Source organism: Vibrio sp. 9-16B-A1, from assembly GCF_056726165.1.
In genome coordinates, this window is sequence record NZ_JBSDZD010000008.1 from 215232 (window position 1) to 237235 (window position 22004).

Genomic DNA, 22004 nt, shown 5'->3' on the forward strand with positions numbered 1-22004 from the left:
GTGTTATGAGCGAGCAGCAGCCTCACAAACTGAATCTGGCCCGGCATATTGCCCTCGACCTGCTGACGGTCGGGCGTTTGCCGCTGGCGCTGCTGGTGTTCACCTTTGCTTCTGCAATGTGGGTGGTGCACACCACCCATGATACCCGTCAGGCCGTGCATGCCCGTGATAAGGCCATGGTCGAGCGGGACAGACTGGATAACGAGTGGCGCAATCTGCTGCTGGAAGAGAATGCGCTCTCTGAGCACAGCCGGGTACAGGAACTGGCTGAAAGCGAGCTGGATATGAAGCGTCCGGATGCGGACAAAGAAGTCCTGGTTGATCTCCGATGAGAAAGAAAGCTGCCAAACCCCAACGTCAATCCCCTTCTTCAGAAGAAATGCCACAGCTGATCCGCTGGCGTTTCGGTACCCTGCTGTTTTTTGTTGTGCTTGCCATTGGTGCCCTTATTGGCCGGCTGGCGTATATTCAGGTGATCGAGCCGGATAATCTGATCCGTCAGGGGGACATGCGCTCGGTTCGCACCAAAGCCCTGCCATCGGCCCGTGGAATTATTTCAGACCGTAATAACGAACCGCTGGCCGTCAGTGTGCCGGTGGATGCGGTTTGGGCTGACCCTAAAACTATTTTCAAAGAAGATGGCCTGACCAACCTTGAGCCCTGGTATGCGCTGGCGGATGTGCTGGGTATGGATCGGGAGAAAATGCTGGCGCGTATCAGGCGCGATCCAAAGAAACGATTTATTTATCTGCAGCGTCAGGTCAGCCCCGCAATGGCAAATTACATTCGCGAGCTGAAACTGCCTGGCGTCGGCCTTAAACCGGAATCCCGCCGTTATTATCCTGGCGGTGAAGTCAGTGCTCACGTTATCGGGGTGACCGGTATCGACGGCCATGGCCTGGAAGGGGTCGAGAGGACCTATGATGAATGGCTGACCGGAGAAGCGGGTAAGAAGACCATCCGTAAAGACCGTTTTGGCCGGGTGGTGGAAAACATCTCGCTGGAAGAGCGTGAAGAGGGCCAGCCTCTGCAGCTGACCATCGACCAGCGACTTCAGGCGATCGCTTACCGCGCGGTGAAGCAGGCGGTGGCTGATCACAACGCCACTTCGGCAACCGTGGTGATGCTGGATGTGAAAACCGGCGAAGTGCTGTCGATGGTGAACGCACCATCCTACAACCCGAATAACCGTTCTCAGCTGCAAAGTTACCGTATGCGTAACCGGGCAATCACCGATGCCTTTGAGCCCGGCTCTACCGTGAAACCGTTTGTGGTGCTGGCAGCGCTGGAAAACGGCACCGCCACTGAGGACACCATTATTGATACCGGTAACGGTATCCTGCAGATCGGCGGCAGCCGGGTACGCGATGTATCCAAAGTTGGCAAAGCGGACCTGACCACCATTTTGAAAAAATCGAGCAACATCGGTGTGACCAAACTGGCCCTCGGTATGCCGCTTGAAGCGCTGCTGGGTATGTACAGCTCGGTGGGCTTTGGTGAAACCAGCGGCCTTAACCTGGTCGGTGAAACCTCGGGTATCTTCCCGAACCGCCGCCGCTGGTCCAAATTTGAGATCGCGACCCTTTCTTATGGCTACGGCCTGTCTATCTCACCGATCCAACTGGCGCATGCGTACGCGACTCTGGGGAACTATGGCCTTTATCAGCCGCTGCACCTGATCAAAGAGAACGCTCACGATATGTCAAAGCAGGTGCTGGACCGCCATTACGCCAAAGATGTGCTTGAGATGATGGAGCAGGTGACCCAGAAAGGGGGCTCTGCGGTGAGAGCGGCAGTCCCGGGTTACCGGATCGCAGCCAAAACCGGTACGTCACGTAAAGCGAGCGCCGGTGGCTACAGTGACGAATATTTTGCCTATACCGCTGGTATCGCGCCGGTGAGTGACCCGCGTATTGCGCTGGTTGTGGTCATCAATGAGCCTCAGGGCGACCAGTATTACGGTGGTGCCGTGGCGGCACCGGTATTTGCTGAAGTTATGAAAGGGGCGCTGCAGATCCTCAACGTGGCGCCGGATCAACACGCATTACAATAAGTGCAGCAGAGGGACGAGATTTGCTACAACTTACTCAGTTATTACAGCCCTGGCTGAGCCTTCAGCCGGAGCAGGACCCGGAAGTCACCGGGCTTCAGATTGACAGCCGGGCAGTACGTCCGGGTGATACTTTTGTGGCGCTAAAAGGCCACCAGGTGGATGGTCGCCGCTTTATCCCGGCGGCAATTGAGTCCGGCGCGGTGGCGGTGATCGCCCAGGCCTGTGAGCAGCACCCCCACGGTGAATACCTGCTGGAAAATGGTGTGCTGGTTGTCTACCTGGACGCACTGGATCAGTGCCTGTCAGACCTGACCCTGCGCCTGTACGGGCAGCCTGAGCTGGAGCTGGTTGGCGTTACCGGCACCAACGGCAAAACCACGGTTACTCAGCTTATCGCCCAGTGGCTGGAGCTGCTTGGCCATCGTGCAGCAGTAATGGGCACCACGGGTAACGGCTTTCTGTCTGACCTGCAATGCGCAGCCAATACCACCGGCAGCGCGATTGAAATCGGCCGCACCCTGAACGCGCTTGCGCAGCAGGGGGCAGAGTATGCGGCGCTGGAAGTCTCCTCGCACGGCCTGGTTCAGGGCCGGGTGCGCGCGCTGCCGTTTAAGGTGGGCGTGTTTACCAACCTCAGCCGTGACCATCTCGACTATCACCACACCATGGAAAACTACGCGCACGCCAAGATGTCACTTTTCCGTGACCATCAGTGCCGTCACGCCGTGATTAACGCGGATGATGATGTGGGCCGTGAGTGGCTGACGCAGCTTCCTGAAGCGGTGGCGGTATCGCTGGCCTGTCAGCCGGAAGCCGACCAGGTGCTGTTTGCCCATAAGGTGAACTACTCTGAGCAGGGAATTGAGATTGAATTTGACGGAAGCTGGTCAGATGGCACATTGCGTGCGCCGCTGATCGGCGCGTTTAACGCCAGCAATCTGATGCTGGCTTTTGCCGCACTGCTTAAGCTGGGTATGGATAAGCAGGCACTGATCGATTCTGCTACCGGGCTGATGCCGGTGATCGGCCGGATGGAGCTGTTCCAGGCGGAAAACAGAGCCCAGATCGTGGTCGATTACGCTCATACGCCGGATGCGCTGGAAAAAGCGCTCAGTGCGCTGCGGGTACACTGCCGCGGTAAGCTGTGGGTTGCCTTTGGTTGTGGCGGTGACCGCGATACCGGTAAGCGTCCAATGATGGCCGGTATTGCTGAGCGCCTGGCAGACAAAGTGATCCTGACCGATGATAACCCGCGCAGCGAAGACCCGGCGCAGATCGTAATTGATATGCTGGCCGGTATGCAGGCACCGGAACTGGCGCGGGTCGCTCATGATCGTTTTGAGGCGTGTCAGTATGCGCTGAGAAATGCGCAGCCACAGGACATCATTCTGCTGGCCGGTAAAGGCCACGAGGATTACCAGGTACTGGCGGACGAAACCATTCACTACTCTGACCGGGAAACCGCTCAGACCCTGCTGGGAGAAAAGTTATGATCCCGGTATCGCTGAAACAGCTGGCTGAGGTACTCGGTGCCAGTCTGAAAGGAGATGACCGCACTATAGAGCAGGTCTCAACCGATACCCGCAGCATTGAAAGCGGTGCGCTGTTCGTTGCCCTGAGCGGCGAACGTTTTGACGCCCACGATTTTTGTGACCAGGCCGCAGCCGCCGGTGCCGGAGCCCTGCTGGTGGAACGTGAGCTTCCGCTGGACTGCCCGCAGCTTGTGGTATCCGATACCCGCCTGGCGCTGGGACAGCTGGCAAGCTGGGTGTACCAGCAGTGCGGCATTCATACCATCGCTATGACCGGCAGCTGTGGCAAGACCACGGTAAAAGAGATGCTGGCCGCGATTCTGGCGCAGCGCGGCAGTGTGCTGGCAACGCTGGGGAATTTCAATAATGACATCGGCGTGCCACTGACTCTGCTGCGTGCTACCCCGGACTATGACTTCGGCGTGATTGAGCTGGGTGCCAACCATATCGGTGAAATTGATTACACCAGTGCGCTGGTAAAACCTTCACTGGCGCTGGTCAACAATGTGGCGGCCGCACACCTGGAAGGCTTTGGCTCGATTGACGGGGTGAAGCAGGCCAAAGGCGAAATCTTCGCCGGGCTGCAAAGCGGTGGCATCGCCGTGGTGAACCTCGACAGCAATGGTGAGCCCGGCTGGCTGCCACTGCTGGAAGACAAAACCCGGGTAACCATTTCCAAGGACGGGGCTGAGGCGGACTTCTTTGCTTCCGATATTCGTCTCGATGAACAGAGCATGGCGCACTTTACCCTGAACACCCCGCAGGGCAGCACAGAAGTGACCCTGAGCGTGGTGGGCGAGCACAATGTCGCCAACGCAGTTGCGGCGGCGGCGCTTGCACAGAACTCTGGCGCCAGCCTGACAGAAATCCGACACGGGCTGGCTACCATGCGTAATATGTCAGGCCGGGTTGAGGTTGTTGAGCTGGAGTCTGGCCTGCGCCTGATCGATGACAGCTATAACGCCAGCGTGCCGGCGATGAAGGCTGCAGTTGATCTGCTTGGCAACTATCAGGGCCAGAGATGGCTGATTTTGGGCTTTATGGCCGAATTAGGGCAGGAAAGTCTTGAACTTCACCGGCAAGTCGGACAACATGCTGCCCCATTTCAGTTTGAACACGTCCTTACTTTTGGTGAGGATACCAGGGTGATCAGCCAGCTGTGTAATGGCCGTCACTTTGAGTCTCATGATGAGATGAATGAATATATCAGGCAGCAACTGACCAGTGAGCAGGGCAAACAGCATACCCTGCTGGTAAAAGGCGCGAACAGCGCCGGAATGAGCAGTATCGTTGCTGCCCTAAAGGAGAACCATTAATGTTTATTTGGCTTGCAGATTTCCTCCAGCCACATTTGTCCTTTTTCCGGCTGTTTGAATACCTGTCGTTTCGCGCCATCATCAGCATTCTGACTGCGCTTGGCCTGTCGTTATGGATGGGGCCGCGTCTTATCGCCCGTCTGCAGATGCTGCAGATCGGCCAGGTCGTGCGTAATGATGGTCCGGAATCACACTTCAGCAAGCGCGGCACCCCGACCATGGGCGGCCTGATGATCCTGACTTCGATCGCAGTGACGGTTTTCCTGTGGGCGGATCTCAGCAATCCGTATGTATGGGCGGTGATGGCCGTTCTGCTTGGCTATGGCGCGGTAGGTTTTGTTGATGATTACCGTAAGGTGGTGCGCAAGAACACCGACGGCCTGATTGCCCGCTGGAAGTATTTCTGGCAGTCCAGTATTGCGTTTGTGGTGGCCTTTGCCCTGTATGTGCACGGCAAGGATACTGCGGCGACTCAGCTGGTGGTGCCTTTCTTTAAAGACATTATGCCTCAGTTAGGTCTGCTGTACATCGTGCTGACTTACTTTGTGATCGTGGGTACCAGTAACGCGGTGAACCTGACTGATGGTCTCGACGGTCTGGCCATTATGCCAACCGTGCTGGTGGCGGCAGGCTTTGCTGTGATCGCCTGGGCGACGGGTAACGTAAACTTTGCCCAGTATCTGCATATTCCACATATTCCTTATACAAGTGAACTGGTGGTGGTGTGTACCGCTATTGTCGGTGCCGGCCTTGGTTTCTTATGGTTTAACACTTACCCGGCTCAGGTCTTTATGGGCGATGTCGGCTCACTGGCACTGGGTGGCGCGCTGGGTACCATCGCGGTACTGGTTCGTCAGGAGCTGCTGCTGGTGATCATGGGTGGCGTGTTCGTAATGGAGACCGTATCTGTGATCCTGCAGGTAGGCTCTTACAAACTGCGCGGCCAGCGTATCTTCCGCATGGCACCGATTCACCACCACTACGAGCTGAAAGGCTGGCCGGAGCCACGGGTTATCGTGCGTTTCTGGATCATTTCCATCGTACTGGTACTGATTGGTCTGGCGACACTGAAAGTTCGTTAATACAGGCAGGGAGCTTCCATGGAACAGGGGATCAAACAGGTTGTTGTTGTCGGGCTGGGGATTACCGGCCTGTCGGTGGTGCGTTTTTTACGACGTACCACGCCTGATCTTGATATCAGGGTTATCGATACCCGTCAGAATCCGGCCGGGGCGGATCAGCTGCCCGCCGGGGTTGAACTGCACTGTGGTGGCTGGCGGGCTGAATGGCTGATGAGTGCGGATCTTATCGTGGCGAATCCGGGGGTCGCTCTGGCGACGCCTGAGCTTCAGCCTGCGCTGGAAGCCGGGATCCCGGTTATCGGTGATATTGAGCTGTTTGCCCGTGCGGCAGACAAGCCGGTGATAGCCATTACCGGGTCAAACGGTAAAAGTACAGTGACAGATCTGACCGGTGTGATGGCCAATGCCTGCGGTGTGAAAGCCTGCGTCGGCGGCAATATCGGTGTACCTGCTCTGGATCTGCTGCTCGAAGACGCAGATCTGTACGTACTGGAACTGTCCAGTTTTCAGCTTGAAACTACATCAAATCTGAAGCTTGTGGCTGCTGCCTACCTTAACCTGTCTGAAGACCACATGGACCGCTATCACTGCATGGACGATTACGGCCAGGCCAAGCAGCGTATCTTCCGTCACGCGGCAACAGCGGTAGTGAACCGTGAAGACAGCGCAACGTTCCCTTCTGAAGAGTTTAGCGGTGAGCTGGTGACTTTTGGTCCGGACGAAGAGGGCTTTGGCCTGATCGAATCCGGCGGTAAAAGCTGGCTTGCGGAAAACGGCAAAAAAATTCTGGCCGCTGATGAGCTGAAAATCATCGGTCGTCATAACCAGAGCAACGCGCTGGTGGCGATGGCGCTGCTGCGTGCGGCGGGGATTGACTATACCAAAGGGCTGGATGCACTGAGAGCCTATACCGGTCTGACTCACCGTTGTCAGGTGGTAGGCGAGAAGGCAGGGGTGAAATGGGTCAATGACTCCAAAGCCACCAATGTAGCCAGTACCCTGGCGGCACTTTCCGGTCTTGAGTGCGGTGGCACCCTGCATCTTTTGGTAGGCGGGGATGGCAAAGGCGCAGATTTTGATGAACTGGCTGCACCGCTTGGCCGTATCCCGGTTGAGCTGCACTGCTTTGGCCGTGATGGCGGAGAGTTTATGCACCTGCATTCGACCGCCCGCCGCTGGGAAACGATGGACGAAGCGCTGGCATTTATCGCACCACGCGCTGTCAGCGGAGACATTGTAATGCTCTCTCCGGCCTGCGCCAGCTTTGATCAGTACCCTAACTTTATGAAGCGCGGCGAAGCTTTTACTGAGCTGGCGCTGGGCTACATCCGGGCGTAAAGGGCGGTTGATGAGAGAGCAAGCCCGTCATTTCTGGTCCTGGCTGAGCGAGCCGGCAGCGGAGTCCTGGTACGACCGTCAGCTTGTCTGGCTGGCGCTGGGCCTGATGCTGATCGGCCTGGTGATGGTAACTTCTGCCTCATTCCCGGTCAGCGCCAGGCTGACCGATGGCCCGTACCATTTTATGTACCGTCATGCCATCTTCCTGTTTTTATCCCTGATCGCTGCTTCCGTGGCGATGCAGATCCCGCTTGAGCGATGGGAAAAACTCAGTCCCTGGCTTATCGGGTTGTCTTTTGCGCTGCTTATTGTGGTGCTGGCTGGTGGTAAATCGGTCAACGGTGCATCGCGCTGGATCCCGCTCGGGCCAATCAACCTGCAGCCAGCAGAAGTGGCCAAGCTGTCGCTGTTCGTGTTTATGGCCGGTTACCTGGTGCGCAAGCATGATGAAGTGCGGCGAACCTTTTTTGGCGGATTCTTTAAGCCCATTCTGGTGTTCAGTCTGCTGGCCCTGTTACTGCTTGGTCAGCCTGATCTCGGTACTGTGATCGTAATGCTGGTCACCATGTTCGGTATGCTGTTTATCGCCGGGGCCAAGCTGTGGCAGTTTCTGGCGCTGGTCGTTGCGGGGATCTGCGTGGTGGCCGGTCTGATAGTCGCCGAACCCTACCGGATGAAGCGGGTGACCTCATTCTGGAACCCGTGGGAAGACCCGTTTGGCAGTGGCTATCAGCTTACTCAGTCTCTGATGGCATTTGGCCGGGGGGGCTGGTTCGGGCAGGGACTCGGTAACTCAGTACAGAAACTTGAATACCTGCCGGAAGCGCACACCGACTTTGTGTTCGCCGTACTGGCAGAAGAGCTCGGCTTTGTCGGCGTCACCGTGGTGCTGCTGCTGATCTTTGCCCTGGTGGTCAAAGCCCTGTATATCGGTAAGCGTGCATTTGAGGCCCGCCTGAGTTTTGGTGGCTATCTGGCGTTTGGTATCGGGATCTGGTTTGCATTCCAGACCCTGGTTAACGTTGGCGCGGCGGCCGGTATGGTACCGACCAAGGGCCTGACCCTGCCACTGATCAGCTACGGCGGCTCCAGTCTGATCATCATGAGTGTGGCAGTGGCGATACTGATACGAATTGATCATGAAACCCGGCTGGTTGGCCGGCGCGCAAGAATTGAAACGGTTAACAATGACAAACAACAAGAGTAAACGCCTGCTGGTGATGGCAGGGGGAACCGGTGGCCATGTGTTCCCGGGCCTGGCAGTAGCAAAACAGCTGCAGCAGCAGGGCTGGGAGATCCGCTGGCTGGGTACCGCAGACAGAATGGAAGCCGACCTGGTGCCAAAGCATGGCATTGAGATTGATTTCATTAAAGTAAAAGGCCTGCGGGGTCAGGGATTGCTGAAGCTGTTAAAAGCGCCGTGGCAGATCCTTAACGCGGTTATTCAGGCCAAAGCCCATATCAAAGCCTGGCAGCCGGATGTCGTGCTGGGCATGGGCGGCTACGTGAGTGGCCCGGGTGGTATTGCCGCGCGTCTGTGTGGCATTCCACTGGTATTGCACGAGCAAAACGCCGTTGCCGGCCTGACCAACCAGTGGCTGGCCAAAGTAGCGACCAAAGTTTTTCAGGCCTTCCCGGGGGCCTTTCCTGCCGCTGATGTGGTGGGTAACCCGGTACGTGAAGACGTGAGCGCGATTGTCGCGCCTGCTGAGCGTATGGCTCAGCGTCAGGGACCGCTGCGTATCCTGGTGATGGGCGGCAGTCAGGGCGCGCGCATACTCAATACCACACTGCCTCCGGCTGCTGCGAAGCTGGCGCAGGAGTGCGAGATCTGGCACCAGGTGGGCAGGGGTAACCAGCAGCAGGCAGAGCACGACTATCAGAGCGCGGGTGTCACCGGCGTGAAAGTGACCGAGTTCATTGATGATGTCGCAGCAGCTTATGAGTGGGCCGATTTGGTGGTCTGCCGCTCAGGGGCACTGACGGTATCAGAGCTGTCTGCCGCCGGTGTGGCCGCTGTGTTTGTGCCCTTTATGCACAAAGACCGTCAGCAGGCACTTAATGCCGACCACCTGGTGGAGGCCGGCGCTGCACTGATGATTGAGCAGTCTCAGCTGACCGCTGACAAGCTGGCAAACACCATCAACGGCCTTGATCGTGATAGTCTGCTGGCTATGTCCGAAAAAGCGCGCGGCCAGGCAACCCCTGACGCAGACAAAGTGGTGGCAGAGGCCATCAAGCAATTAACCTGATTTTGAGAACAAAGTGATGACCATTCAACACACCCAGGATATTTCTAAAATTCGCGCGCTGATCCCGGAGATGCGCCGGGTCAAAACCATTCACTTTGTCGGCATCGGTGGTGCGGGCATGAGCGGCATTGCTGAAGTTCTGCTGAATGAAGGCTACCGGATCACAGGTTCAGATCTGGCTGAAAACCCGGTAACCCAGCGCCTGACAGAAAAAGGTGCAACGGTATTTTTTGGTCACCGTGAAGAGAACGTGGAAACCGCCAGCGTTGTTGTTGTCTCTACCGCGATTGCACAGGACAACCCGGAGCTGATGGCAGCCAAAGAGCGCCGCATCCCGGTGGTACGCCGCGCGGAAATGTTGGCGGAGCTGATGCGCTTCCGTCACGGTATCGCGGTTGCCGGTACCCACGGTAAAACCACCACCACAGCGCTGGTTACCCAGATCTATTCTGAGGCGGGCCTGGATCCTACGTTTGTTAACGGTGGCCTGGTGAAAAGCGCGGGTACTAACGCGCGTCTGGGCTCCAGCCGTATCCTGATCGCAGAAGCAGATGAAAGCGATGCATCCTTCCTGCACCTGCAGCCTATGGTCAGCATTGTGACTAATATCGAAGCTGACCACATGGATACTTATGGCGGCGACTTTGAAACCCTTAAGCAGACCTTCGTTGATTTTCTGCATCAGTTGCCATTCTATGGTCAGGCGATCGTATGTATCGACGATCCTGTGGTTCGTGAACTGGTGCCGCGTATCAGCCGCCAGGTGATCACCTATGGTTTCTCCGAAGATGCCGATGTGCGGATTGAGAACTACCGTCAGGAAGGCCAGCAGGGCAAGTTCACTGTGGTACGCCAGGGCCGTGCCGACCTCGACATCACCCTGAACATTCCTGGTCGTCACAACGCGCTGAACGCATCTGCAGCGATTGCGGTTGCGACCGAAGATGACATCAGTGACGAAGCGATTATGCGCGCTATGGCGGGTACCCAGGGTACCGGCCGCCGCTTTGACCACCTGGGCGAGTTTGAGACCGGTAACGGCACCGCTATGCTGGTGGACGATTACGGTCATCACCCGAGCGAAGTGGACGTGACTATTCAGGCTGCCCGTGCCGGTTGGGAAGACAAGCGTCTGGTGATGATCTTCCAGCCACACCGTTACAGCCGTACCCGCGATCTGTACGATGATTTTGCCAATGTGCTTGAGCAGGTGGACGTGCTGATCATGCTTGATGTCTATGCGGCCGGTGAAAAACCAATTGCCGGGGCCGATGGCCGCGCACTGTGCCGCACTATCCGCAGCCGTGGCAAACTGGACCCGATTTTTGTGCCTGATAAGGCGCAGCTGCCAGGCGTACTGGCCAATGTGGTGCAGGATAATGACCTGGTTCTGACTCAGGGCGCCGGTGATGTGGGTAAGGTAGCCCGCCAGCTGGCTGAGCTTGAGCTCAATATTGAGCTGATGAAGCAAGCCTGACGCTGAAATTTTGTACATCGGCCTGCCCGTAAAGGCAGAAGGGTCATATTTCTGCCTTCCGGCGATAGACACTGACCGGAAGGCCAGTATAATCGTCAGGTTAAGCGAAATTGGCAATTTGCCTGCTGGTTATGTGAGCGCAGGCTGATGATTCATCACAGCTTATGATTCAAAACCACCCGGTTTTCCTGGTATGATACTGAATGAATAACGCAATGAGCGCAGACAAGTCAGAGATGGAGCAGCCAGCCAGCCAGAGAGCCGGATTGCTGTTTTTGTCGCTGGTGGTAATTGCAATCTGCTGGTCGCTGTTTTCAGTATTTCGCTGGATGCTCGATGATGAGCAGTTGCCTCTGTCCCGTCTGGTGGTACAGGGCGAACTGCATTACACCCGGGACCAGGACGTACAGCAGGCGCTGGGCAGGCTTCCGCATATCGGAACCTTTATGACCCAGGATGTGGGTCAGCTGCAGCAGGCACTGGAATCCCTGCCCTGGGTTGAGCGGGCTTCGATCCGTAAGCAGTGGCCGGCAACGGTCAAGGTGTTTCTGATTGAGCATCAGCCCATGGCTGTCTGGAACGGCATCGAGCTGCTTAACAGTAAAGGTGACGTATTCAGTGGTGATGTGGCCGAACTGGACGAAGAAGCGGTGAAGCTTTACGGACCGGCGGGAAGCAACCACCAGGTCGTGGAAGTGTGGAAGCGGATCGACGCCGCCCTGCAGCCGCTGGGGCTGAAAATTGGCTCACTGCTGCTGAATGACCGCCGTGCCTGGCAGGTAATTTTGTCTGATGGCATTCGTCTGGAGCTGGGCAAAGAAGCGCTCGATGAACGCGTGGAGAGGTTTGCTCTTCTGTACAGGAAATTAGGAAGTAAGGTTGACCAGGTCAGCCATATTGATCTCAGGTATGATACGGGAGCCGCAGTAGGCTGGTTTCCGGAGCAGGATTTAGTTCAAGAGAGAGCAGATGACAAAGACCGCAGATGACAACATTATTGTTGGTCTTGATATAGGAACAGCAACGGTTTCTGCCCTGGTTGGCGAATGCCTGCCTGATGGTCAGATCAATATTATCGGTGCAGGAACCAGTCCGTCGCGGGGGATGGACAAAGGCGGGGTTAACGACCTTGAGTCGGTAGTTAAATCGGTACAGCGCGCTGTTGATCAGGCCGAGCTGATGGCGGAATGCCGTATCAGTAAGGTGTTTATTTCGCTGTCCGGACGTCATATCGCCAGCCGGATTGAAAAAGGCATGGGCACGATTTCTGATGAAGAAGTGTCTCAGGACGACATGGATCGGGCTATCCACACCGCAAAATCAATAAAAATTGGTGAAGAGCAGCGTATTCTGCACGTCATTCCTCAGGAATTCACCATAGACTATCAGGAAGGGATCAAAAACCCGCTGGGCCTTTCCGGAGTCCGGATGGAAGTGAGTGTCCACCTGATCTCCTGTCACAACGATATGGCAAGAAATATCATTAAAGCCGTGGAACGTTGTGGTTTAAAAGTTGAACAACTGGTTTTTTCTGGGTTAGCATCAAGCAATGCTGTGATCACCGAAGACGAGCGCGAGCTGGGTGTGTGCGTTGTAGATATCGGCGCAGGTACCATGGACGTCTCAGTCTGGACCGGCGGTGCGCTGCGTCATACCGAAGTGCATTCGTATGCCGGTAATGCGGTGACCAGTGATATTGCATTTGCGTTTGGTACGCCTTTCAGCGATGCAGAAGAGATCAAAGTAAAATATGGCTGCGCACTGAGTGAGCAGGTCAGCAAAGACGATACGGTAAACGTACCGAGCGTCGGCGGCAGACCGTCACGTAACCTGCAGCGGCAAACTCTGGCCGAAGTTATCGAGCCAAGATATACCGAATTAATGGGTCTGGTTAATCAGACCATCGATGAAGTGACAGAGAAACTGCGTGCGGAAGGTATTAAGCACCAGTTAGGGGCCGGGGTTGTACTGACCGGTGGCGCCGCACAGATCGATGGCATCGTTGAGTGCGCAGAACGCGTATTCCGTAACCAGGTCCGGGTTGGCAAGCCTCTGGAGGTCAGTGGCCTGACCGACTATGTTAAAGCGCCGTATCACTCTACGGCGGTGGGATTACTTCATTATGCACGGGACGCCCATTTCAGCGATGATGGCGACTATAATGAGCCGAAACGCACCTCAGGTGCGCCTGGTTTGTGGCAGAAAGTGCGTAACTGGATTCAAAAAGAATTTTAACCTGAGCAGCAGGATTTACGGAGATAACAAATGTTTGAACCGATGATGGAAATGTCTGACGACGCGGTAATCAAAGTCGTTGGGGTTGGTGGCGGCGGTGGTAATGCCGTTGAGCACATGGTACGTGAATCGATTGAAGGCGTGGAATTCATCAGTGTGAACACCGATGCCCAGGCGCTTCGCAAAACGACCGTAAGCACGGTAATTCAGATCGGTGGTGACATCACCAAAGGTCTTGGCGCCGGCGCGAATCCGCAGGTGGGCCGTGAAGCTGCACTTGAGGATCGCGATAAACTTAAAGAATCTCTGTCTGGTGCCGATATGGTATTTATAGCAGCAGGTATGGGCGGCGGTACGGGTACCGGCGCTGCACCTGTTATTGCTGAAGTAGCCAAAGAGCTGGGCATTCTGACGGTAGCCGTTGTGACCAAGCCATTTGGTTTCGAAGGCAAGAAACGTTTGGCGTTTGCTGAGCAGGGCATTGAAGAGCTGTCAAAGCACGTAGATTCCCTGATCACCATCCCGAACGAAAAGCTGCTTAAGGTTCTGGGTCGTGGTATTACGCTTCTGGAAGCGTTCGCCAGCGCAAACGACGTACTGAAAAACGCAGTACAGGGTATCGCTGAGCTGATCACTCGCCCTGGCATGATCAACGTCGACTTCGCGGACGTACGCACCGTAATGTCGGAAATGGGTCACGCTATGATGGGCAGCGGTGTTGCCCGCGGCGAAGACCGTGCAGAAGAAGCGGCAGAAACCGCAATCTCAAGCCCGCTGCTGGAAGATATCGATCTGGCAGGTGCACGTGGCGTTCTTGTGAACATCACAGCAGGTTTGGATATGCGTCTTGATGAATTTGAGACCGTCGGTAATACTGTTAAAGCGTTTGCTTCTGACAATGCGACCGTGGTAATTGGTACCTCGCTGGATCCGGATATGACCGATGAAATCCGCGTAACCGTTGTAGCGACAGGTATCGGCAACGAGAAGAAACCAGAAATCACTCTGGTAACAGGCAATGCGAAACCTGCGGTTGCTCCGGTGCAAAGCACACCAGCGGCTCAACCAGCAGCAAGCGTGTCGGAGCCAAAAGTGGCACAGCCTTTGCAAACAAATACGCAAAGGGAAAGTGAGGTTAAACCTCAGCCACAGACCAGTGCACCGGCTTCTCAGTCATCTGCAGGCAGCGCAAGTGCTGCGCCGCAGCAGAAGCAGGAGAACGAAAGCGGTTATCTGGATATTCCGGCATTTTTACGCCGCCAGGCTGACTAATTTTTGACCCTTATTGATTATCGTCAAAATTGTGTTAGGATGTGCGGCCGTGTAACTCCGGTTGCACATCAGACCTATGTAACAGAGGCAGTTTAATGATCAGGCAACGTACGCTGAAAGAAATGGTGAAGACGACAGGAGTGGGATTGCACTCTGGTCGTAAAGTCACCCTTACGCTTCGTCCTGCCCCGGTGAACACCGGCGTGATTTACCGCCGTGTCGATCTGGAGCCTGCGGTTGATTTTCCGGCAGACCCTGCGTCTGTCCGCGATACCATGCTGTGCACTGCTCTGGTAAACGAGCAGGGTGTACGCATCTCTACCGTTGAGCACCTCAACGCCGCTTTGGCGGGGATGGGCATCGACAACGTGATCATTGAAGTAGACGCGCCAGAGATCCCAATCATGGACGGCAGTGCCAGTCCGTTTGTGTATCTGCTGCAGTCTGCGGGTATCGAAACTCAGGGTGCCGCCAAGCGCTTTGTGCGTATCAAAAAACCGGTACGTGTAGAAGACGGTGATAAGTGGGCCGAACTGGTTCCTCACAACGGATTCCGCATGGACTTTGAGATCGAGTTCGACCACCCGGCTATCGAATCTGACGAACAGCGCCTCCAGTTTGACTTCTCTACTCAAGCGTTCGTTAAAAGCGTGTCCCGCGCGCGTACTTTCGGTTTCATGCGTGATATCGAATACCTGCAGTCTCAGAACCTGTGTCTGGGCGGCAGCTTTGATTGTGCCATCGTTCTGGATGACTACCGTATTCTGAACGAAGACGGCCTGCGTTTTGAGAACGAGTTTGTGACTCACAAAGTACTCGACGCGATCGGTGACCTGTACATGTGCGGTCACGCCATCGTTGGCGAGCTGCGAGCATACAAATCAGGCCACGCACTGAACAACAAACTGCTGAGAGCGGTACTGGCCGACCAGGAAGCCTGGGAATGGGCCACCTTCGAAGAAGAAGCCGGCTCACCAGTGGCATTCGCTGAACCTGGAATGGTGTTGGCGTAAAGAATAAAAAAAGACCCCGGACGATGTCCGGGGTCTTTTTTTATTGGCCCGGGGCGCTAGGCTCTGGGCCCTGGGGGAGTGGGTTGGAAGCGCCGTGAAAAATTTATGGCTTGTTGTTGACGTAAGTTTTTAGTGGCAGCAACATCCTGCAGCGCCCAGCGCCCAGCGCCCAGCGCCCAGCGCCCAGCGCCCAGCGCCCAGCGCCCAGCGCCCAGCGCCCTTATTTCTTCTTCGCCAAATCCGCAATCCTCTCCAGCCGTTTCTTTACTTTTTCCGATGACGCCATAGACGCTGTCATGCGCAGGTATTCTGCGGCCTGGTCGGATACCGGCGGGCGGGGTGGGGCTGTTTCGGTTTGCTGCTGGCCGGGTGTCTGGTACAGGGCCGGGTTTATCTTGAACCGGATGCCCATCAGGCCGGCGTAGCCCTGGCTGCGCAGCTGATTTAACAGTTGGATGCGTTCGTAGTTGAGTTTCATCTGGATGGCGGCGCTGGCCACTTCGACCACCAGGTGGTTATCAACCAGGTTGGCGACCCGGCAGTGCTCCCTTAATCCGGGGGAGATCAGGCTTTTCAGGATTTTATTAGCTTCGCTGATCGCCAGCGCATGCTCTTTTAGTCTGCCGAGCTTGTCGGAAGAGAGGTAGCTGTCGGTGGAAGTGGGCCGGTGATCTCGCATGGATGCCTCTAAATGGTAGGAAACATTTTGATTTTAGACGACCTGATGCCTGCTACCAAGCCTGTTTAAGCACTATTGTGCAGAATAAATGAGCAACTGAGGGCAAAAATTGTCTGTCTGCCTCAAACAAATCAGATTCGCCTTGGTGCCGGGGAAAATAATCCCTTACTATACTGCGTAAATTTGCAAACTGAAATTGACGCTTGAAAATCAAGTGTTGCGCCACAATATCCATATCATATGACGTATCTCAGTGTTCCTGGTTAGAAACTGGCAGAGACTGATAGAAATTTGGGTAGATCGCGCGCGATCTGAATAGAGAGATTCAAACAAAATGATAAGCAAGCTACTGACAAAGATCGTTGGCAGCCGAAATGACCGGACGCTACGCCGCTTAAGAAAAATCGTTAAACAGATCAACGAGTATGAGCCAACTTTTGAAGCCCTGTCTGATGACGAGCTGAAAGCCAAAACCGTTGAGTTCCGTCAGCGCCTGGATGAAGGTGCGGATCTGGACAGCCTGCTGCCGGAAGCATTTGCGACCGTGCGTGAAGCGTCCAAGCGTGTGTTCGGCATGCGTCACTTCGACGTGCAGATGATCGGTGGTATGGTGCTGAACGGCGGCCAGATCGCAGAGATGCGTACCGGTGAAGGTAAAACCCTGACCGCGACCCTGCCGGCCTACCTGAATGCCCTGACCGGCAAAGGCGTACACATCGTTACCGTGAACGACTACCTGGCCAAACGTGACGCCGAAACCAACCGTCCTCTGTTTGAGTTCCTTGGTATGACTGTTGGCGTAAACGTACCAAACATGCCTCCTCAGGAGAAAAAAGAAGCTTATCTGGCTGACGTACTGTACGGAACCAACAACGAGTTTGGTTTCGACTACCTGCGTGACAACATGGCGTTCCGAAGCGAAGACCGCGTACAGCGCGAGCGTTTCTTTGCCGTAGTCGATGAGGTGGACTCCATCCTGATCGATGAAGCGCGTACCCCGCTTATCATCTCTGGTCCTGCTGAAGACAGCTCAGAGCTGTACATGCGTATTAACACCCTGATCCCGGCGCTTGAACGTCAGGAAGAGGAAGACACTGAAGAACACCGTGGTGACGGCCACTACACCCTGGATGAGAAGTCCAAGCAGGTGCACCTGACAGAAAATGGTCAGGAGTTCGTCGAAGAGCTGATGGTGAAAAACGGTCTGATGGAAGAAGGTGATACTCTCTATTCACCGGCTAACATTACCCTGCTTCACCACGTAAACGCCGCGCTGCGTGCTCACGTTCTGTTTGAGAAGGACGTGGACTACATCGTGACTGACGAAGGCGAAGTGGTTATCGTCGATGAGCACACCGGCCGTACTATGCCGGGCCGTCGCTGGTCAGAAGGTCTGCACCAGGCGGTTGAAGCCAAAGAAGGCGTGAAGATCCAGAACGAAAACCAGACTCTGGCATCGATCACTTTCCAGAACTACTTCCGTCTGTATGAAAAACTGTCGGGCATGACAGGTACCGCAGATACTGAAGCGTTCGAATTCCAGTCAATCTATGGCCTGGAAACCGTGGTTATCCCAACCAATAAGCCGATGATCCGCGACGATATGCCGGATGTGGTTTACCGCACCGAGGCAGAGAAGTTCAACGCCATCATCGAAGACATCAAAGAGCGTGTAGCCAAAGGCCAGCCAAGCCTGGTGGGTACCGTATCGATTGAAAAATCGGAATTGCTGTCTGACGCGCTGAAGAAAGCTAAAATCAAGCACAACGTACTGAACGCCAAATTCCACGAAATGGAAGCGGAAATCGTTGCTCAGGCCGGTATCCCGGGCGCAGTAACCATCGCAACCAACATGGCGGGCCGTGGTACCGATATCGTGCTGGGTGGCAGCTGGCAGGCAGAGGTTGCCAAACTGGACAACCCGTCTGAAGAGCAGATTCAGAAAATTAAAGCTGACTGGAAAGTGGTACACGACAAGGTACTGGAGTCAGGTGGTCTGCACATCATCGGTACTGAGCGTCACGAATCACGCCGTATCGATAACCAGCTGCGTGGCCGTTCTGGTCGTCAGGGTGATGCGGGTTCTTCACGCTTCTACCTGTCGATGGAAGACTCCCTGCTGCGTATCTTTACCTCTGACCGTATGGCAAGCCTGATCCAGAGCGGTATGGATGAAGGTGAAGCGATCGAAAGTAAGATGCTGTCACGCTCTATCGAAAAAGCCCAGCGTAAAGTGGAAGGCCGTAACTTCGATATCCGTAAGCAGCTGCTTGAATTCGATGACGTGGCGAACGACCAGCGTAAAGTGGTGTACGAGCTGCGTGATGAGCTGATGGGCGTAGATGACATCAGCGATATGATCGAACAAAACCGTATCGACGTGTTTGAAGCGGTAATCAACCAGTACATCCCGCCACAGTCTCTGGAAGAAATGTGGGACATCAAAGGCCTGGAAGATCGCCTGAAGAACGACTTTGACCTGGACGCGCCGGTTGGCCAGTGGCTGGAAGAAGACGACAAGCTGTACGAAGAAGCGCTGCGTGAGCGCATCCTGAACACTGCTATCGAGGCTTACAAAGCCAAAGAAGAAGTGGTGGGTCAGCACGTACTGCGTAACTTCGAGAAATCCGTCATGCTGCAGACTCTGGACACATTGTGGAAAGAGCACCTGGCTGCGATGGATCACCTGCGTCAGGGCATTCACCTGCGTGGTTACGCCCAGAAGAACCCGAAACAGGAATACAAGCGCGAGTCGTTTGAACTGTTCGAAGAGCTGCTTGAAGCACTTAAGATGGACGTAGTCACCATCCTGAGTAAAGTTCGCGTGCAGCAGCAGGAAGAAGTTGAGCGTATGGAAGCTCAGCGCCGTGCTCAGGCAGAAGAAGCCGCACGCCGCCAGCAGTTCCAGCACCAGAGCGCCCAAAGCCAGCTGGACGACGGTGAAGAGGGCGATTCATCAGCACCTCAGCAGCCAATTCAGCGCGAAGAGCGTAAAGTCGGCCGAAACGAGCCATGCCCGTGTGGTTCAGGCAAGAAATACAAGCAGTGCCACGGCAGAATTGCTTAACTGAAAAAAGAGTCGCGAAAGCGGCTCTTTTTTTATCTGCGGCATGTGGTTCGTGGGGCGCTTCGCTGCGTGGTTCTCGGGGGAGGTGTTGAAAGTGATGAAGAAATCACTCAGGCAGGCTTGACCTGAAGCACGGCAGGATGGAATTATTCCACGTACCACGTATCCATTTCTCAACCACGGAACCGTTATCATGCCCCGCATCCACATCGCTGCTGCCATCATCTTAAACCCATCCCGCGATCAGGTTTTTATCGCCAAACGTCCGGCTAAAAAGCACAAAGGCGGATTTTGGGAGTTTCCTGGTGGTCAGGTAGAAGAGGGGGAGAGTGCTGAGCAGGCGACGATACGGGAGCTGCATGAAGAAGTGGGGATTGAAGTGACCCAAATGGAGTCGCTTATCAGCCTGAATTACGACTACCCGGATAAGTCACTGGCGTTTGATTTCTTTGTGGTGACGGATTTTGCGGGTGAACCACATGGCAAAGAAGGCCAGGAGACATGCTGGGTAGCCCTGAGTGAGCTTGAGAGCTATACCTTCCCTGAAGCTAACGCTCCGGTGCTGGAAGCGCTGTTTGAGCGGTACAGGGCGAAACAGGGGGCTTAAGCGTCCGGAATACACCCAACAGTTTGTCATCCCGGCCTGCGAGCCGGGACCTCGTGAAGCGGTCTGAGTGCTTAATGAGAAAATGGAGACTGAGTTCTTCCTACCAGATCCCGGGTCGCACCCGCCATTGAGTATGTGATTAGTTCTGTGGAGTGCGCCCGGGATGACAGTTTCTTTGGTTTTTCTGACATGGCGGCAATCACCGGGTCATTCTGAACTTGATTCAGAATCTGCTTACAGCGTGTCGTACAGTTAATGCGTTAGCTAATTACGGAAGGTGCGGGAACAATGAAGAGTCGCTGCCGTGAGGATAGAATTCCCCTGCGGACAGCAGATCCCGGGTCGCACCTGCCAGTGAGTATGTGATTGGTTCTGTGGAGTGCGCCCGGGATGACGGTTTTGTTTTTATGAACAAATACTTAAAACAAAAAAGGGAGCATCTTGCCCCCTTTCGATAATGACTGTCCGGCTCTAATCAGTACTGGTCTTCCGACCACCCATCCGAGTCAGACATATCCGGCGCGCCCGGAATGGACTTCTCTTCTTCTGCCCACTCGCCGAAATCAATCAGCTGGCATTTTTTGCTGCAGAACGGGCGGTATGGGCTGTTTTCAGTCCATTCAACGTCTTCCTGGCAGGTCGGGCATTTTACAATTGTGGTTTTTGGCATAGTGGTATCAGTTACAAATAGCGAGTTGGAATTCCACGTCAGCGGTGCAGGCCTGACCTGAGTCGAATTCGATAAATTTAATCGCGAAGCGGTTCTTGTGTCCGGAGATCATCGGGTAAACCCCGTAATTCAGCGGGATGGAAAGACGCAGGATATTAGCTTCTTCTGCGTCGCTCTGGAAAAAACCGGCGCGGGCGATCTGAGGTTTTTCATAGCCGGTTTCCCGGCTCAGTTTCAGCCACAGGCTCAGTGCGTCACTGAGCGGGCTCAGGCTGTCCATCCAGCGTTCAATGTCCGCCAGACGGGAGGCTTCGTGCTGGTGCAGCCAGTAGTGAAGTGACGGCAGGTCAAAACAGCATGAGCCGCCTGGCAGCGAAAATCGCTGGCGGATGGTGCTCAGCAGGCGGTCTTCTTTGAGCATCTGACCAAAGCGCGGCGCGTTCATCAGGTTGCGGTGTACCTGGTCGATGTTGTCCAGTACATCCAGCAGGGTTTGCTGGTTGACGCCTTCCACGTTGAGCCAGGATTTATAGGCCTGACGCTGCTTTTCCAGGTCTTTGGCCAGTTCAGATTTGAGCTGGATCTGTTCAAAGATATCCAGCAGATCGAACATAGGGCGGAAGAAGAGCTGGAAGTGCAGGCCGTCAACCTGGTCAGCGGCATGATTCATCTGACGCAGCAAAGACTCCACTCTCAGATAGATGCGGGTCTTTTCATTTAACGGGTGTTCAAATTTGTGCGTCAACATTGAGGTGCCTGGCTTTCCTTTCTCTGACAGTAAAGCATCACATATTTCAGCGAATTTAGTCGCAATATGCCAGATATTTTTTATGTAATTGTGCAACTGTGGACAAAAGTTGCTCACTGTTGCCTTCATTGATAATTACATCATCGGCATGAGCGACTCTTTCGGCTCTCGAAAGCTGCGCTGCAAGGATGGCGCGGGCCTGGGTTTCCGGTACGTTATCGCGTTCCATGGTCCGCTTTAGCTGAACTTCCTCGCTCACGTCCACCACCAGTACCCGGTCGGCCATTGTCTGCAGATTGTTCTCGATAAGCAGCGGCACCACAAGCAGTCCGTAAGGGGAGTTGACCTGCCTGAGCTGTGCCAGCATCTCTTCCCGGATCATCGGGTGCAGCAGGGTGTTCAGCCAGGCTTTATCTTCCGGGCTGGAGAAGATTTTCTCCCGCAGTGCGGCGCGGTTAAGCGTACCGTCCGCCAGCAGCACCGCACTGCCAAAGTGGTCTGCAATCGCGGTAAGACCGGGGGTGCCCGGCTCAACAACTTCGCGGGCAACCACATCGGCATCCACCAGGTCGATACCAAACTGGTCATGAAACAGGTCAGCGACTGTGGTCTTACCGCTGGCAATGCCTCCGGTCAGTCCGATGATAAGTGGTTTGCTCATAT

At 55.0% G+C, this 22004-nt stretch carries 19 protein-coding genes; 15 read left to right on the top strand and 4 right to left on the bottom strand.

The window, feature by feature from the left end; translation table 11 throughout:
- Positions 1-5 precede the first annotated feature (5 nt).
- From ftsL to lpxC, 13 genes are all read left to right on the top strand, one after another.
- Entirely contained in the window at positions 6-332 is a 327-nt protein-coding gene (gene ftsL / locus ACVB80_RS14715; RefSeq protein WP_481082040.1) for a cell division protein FtsL, read from the top strand.
- A complete protein-coding gene (locus tag ACVB80_RS14720) occupies positions 329-2053 on the top strand; it encodes a penicillin-binding transpeptidase domain-containing protein (protein ID WP_481082041.1) in 1725 nt (574 codons plus the stop codon). Before ftsL ends, ACVB80_RS14720 begins: the two co-directional genes overlap by 4 nt.
- The gene (murE, locus tag ACVB80_RS14725) at positions 2050-3546 is read left to right on the top strand and encodes a UDP-N-acetylmuramoyl-L-alanyl-D-glutamate--2,6-diaminopimelate ligase (RefSeq protein WP_481082073.1); all 1497 of its coding nucleotides are present in this window, start codon (positions 2050-2052) and stop codon (positions 3544-3546) included. The genes ACVB80_RS14720 and murE overlap by 4 nt, the downstream gene beginning before the upstream one ends.
- A complete protein-coding gene (gene murF, locus ACVB80_RS14730; protein WP_481082042.1) occupies positions 3543-4901 on the top strand; it encodes a UDP-N-acetylmuramoyl-tripeptide--D-alanyl-D-alanine ligase in 1359 nt (452 codons plus the stop codon). Before murE ends, murF begins: the two co-directional genes overlap by 4 nt.
- Positions 4901-5983 carry a phospho-N-acetylmuramoyl-pentapeptide-transferase gene (mraY, locus tag ACVB80_RS14735; protein WP_481082043.1) on the top strand — a complete coding sequence of 361 codons (1083 nt, stop codon included), beginning with the start codon at positions 4901-4903 and terminating at the stop codon, positions 5981-5983. Before murF ends, mraY begins: the two co-directional genes overlap by 1 nt.
- Positions 5984-6001: 18 nt before the next feature.
- A complete protein-coding gene (murD, locus tag ACVB80_RS14740) occupies positions 6002-7321 on the top strand; it encodes a UDP-N-acetylmuramoyl-L-alanine--D-glutamate ligase (RefSeq protein ID WP_481082044.1) in 1320 nt (439 codons plus the stop codon).
- Positions 7322-7331: 10 nt separating this feature from the next.
- Positions 7332-8528, top strand: a complete 1197-nt coding sequence (gene ftsW / locus ACVB80_RS14745; RefSeq protein ID WP_481082045.1) for a cell division protein FtsW — start codon at positions 7332-7334, stop codon at positions 8526-8528.
- Positions 8509-9573 (top strand): undecaprenyldiphospho-muramoylpentapeptide beta-N-acetylglucosaminyltransferase, encoded by a 1065-nt coding sequence (murG, locus tag ACVB80_RS14750; protein WP_481082046.1) that lies wholly within the window; start codon positions 8509-8511, stop codon positions 9571-9573. Before ftsW ends, murG begins: the two co-directional genes overlap by 20 nt.
- 16 nt (positions 9574-9589) lie before the next feature.
- On the top strand, positions 9590-11050 hold the full coding sequence (gene murC, locus ACVB80_RS14755) for a UDP-N-acetylmuramate--L-alanine ligase (RefSeq protein ID WP_481082047.1): 1461 nt from the start codon (positions 9590-9592) through the stop codon (positions 11048-11050).
- A 203-nt stretch (positions 11051-11253) separates the two neighbouring features.
- Complete coding sequence (locus tag ACVB80_RS14760; protein ID WP_481082048.1) at positions 11254-12039, top strand: cell division protein FtsQ/DivIB; 786 nt, start codon at positions 11254-11256, stop codon at positions 12037-12039.
- Entirely contained in the window at positions 12020-13285 is a 1266-nt protein-coding gene (gene ftsA, locus ACVB80_RS14765) for a cell division protein FtsA (RefSeq protein ID WP_481082049.1), read from the top strand. Before ACVB80_RS14760 ends, ftsA begins: the two co-directional genes overlap by 20 nt.
- 30 nt (positions 13286-13315) lie before the next feature.
- Entirely contained in the window at positions 13316-14557 is a 1242-nt protein-coding gene (ftsZ, locus tag ACVB80_RS14770; protein WP_481082050.1) for a cell division protein FtsZ, read from the top strand.
- Between the two features lie 95 nt (positions 14558-14652).
- A complete protein-coding gene (gene lpxC, locus ACVB80_RS14775) occupies positions 14653-15570 on the top strand; it encodes a UDP-3-O-acyl-N-acetylglucosamine deacetylase (protein WP_481082051.1) in 918 nt (305 codons plus the stop codon).
- A gap of 220 nt (positions 15571-15790) precedes the next feature.
- Here lpxC and ACVB80_RS14780 read toward each other — a convergent pair whose 3' ends face one another.
- Positions 15791-16249 carry a DUF721 domain-containing protein gene (locus ACVB80_RS14780; protein WP_481082052.1) on the bottom strand — a complete coding sequence of 153 codons (459 nt, stop codon included), beginning with the start codon at positions 16247-16249 and terminating at the stop codon, positions 15791-15793.
- Positions 16250-16583: 334 nt separating this feature from the next.
- On the opposite strand from ACVB80_RS14780, the gene secA reads away from it, so the two are divergent.
- On the top strand, positions 16584-19316 hold the full coding sequence (secA, locus tag ACVB80_RS14785) for a preprotein translocase subunit SecA (protein ID WP_481082053.1): 2733 nt from the start codon (positions 16584-16586) through the stop codon (positions 19314-19316).
- A gap of 193 nt (positions 19317-19509) precedes the next feature.
- Positions 19510-19923, top strand: a complete 414-nt coding sequence (mutT, locus tag ACVB80_RS14790) for an 8-oxo-dGTP diphosphatase MutT (RefSeq protein WP_481082054.1) — start codon at positions 19510-19512, stop codon at positions 19921-19923.
- A 475-nt stretch (positions 19924-20398) separates the two neighbouring features.
- On the opposite strand, the gene yacG is transcribed toward mutT, so the two are convergent.
- The 3 genes from yacG to coaE are packed head-to-tail and all read right to left on the bottom strand — an operon-like array spanning position 20399 to position 22002.
- Complete coding sequence (gene yacG, locus ACVB80_RS14795; RefSeq protein ID WP_481082055.1) at positions 20399-20593, bottom strand: DNA gyrase inhibitor YacG; 195 nt, start codon at positions 20591-20593, stop codon at positions 20399-20401.
- A 7-nt stretch (positions 20594-20600) separates the two neighbouring features.
- Positions 20601-21341: a cell division protein ZapD gene (gene zapD, locus ACVB80_RS14800; RefSeq protein WP_481082056.1), complete on the bottom strand. Its 741-nt coding sequence runs from the start codon at positions 21339-21341 to the stop codon at positions 20601-20603.
- A 55-nt stretch (positions 21342-21396) separates the two neighbouring features.
- The gene (gene coaE / locus ACVB80_RS14805) at positions 21397-22002 is read right to left on the bottom strand and encodes a dephospho-CoA kinase (RefSeq protein ID WP_481082057.1); all 606 of its coding nucleotides are present in this window, start codon (positions 22000-22002) and stop codon (positions 21397-21399) included.
- Between the last annotated feature and the right edge of the window lie 2 nt (positions 22003-22004).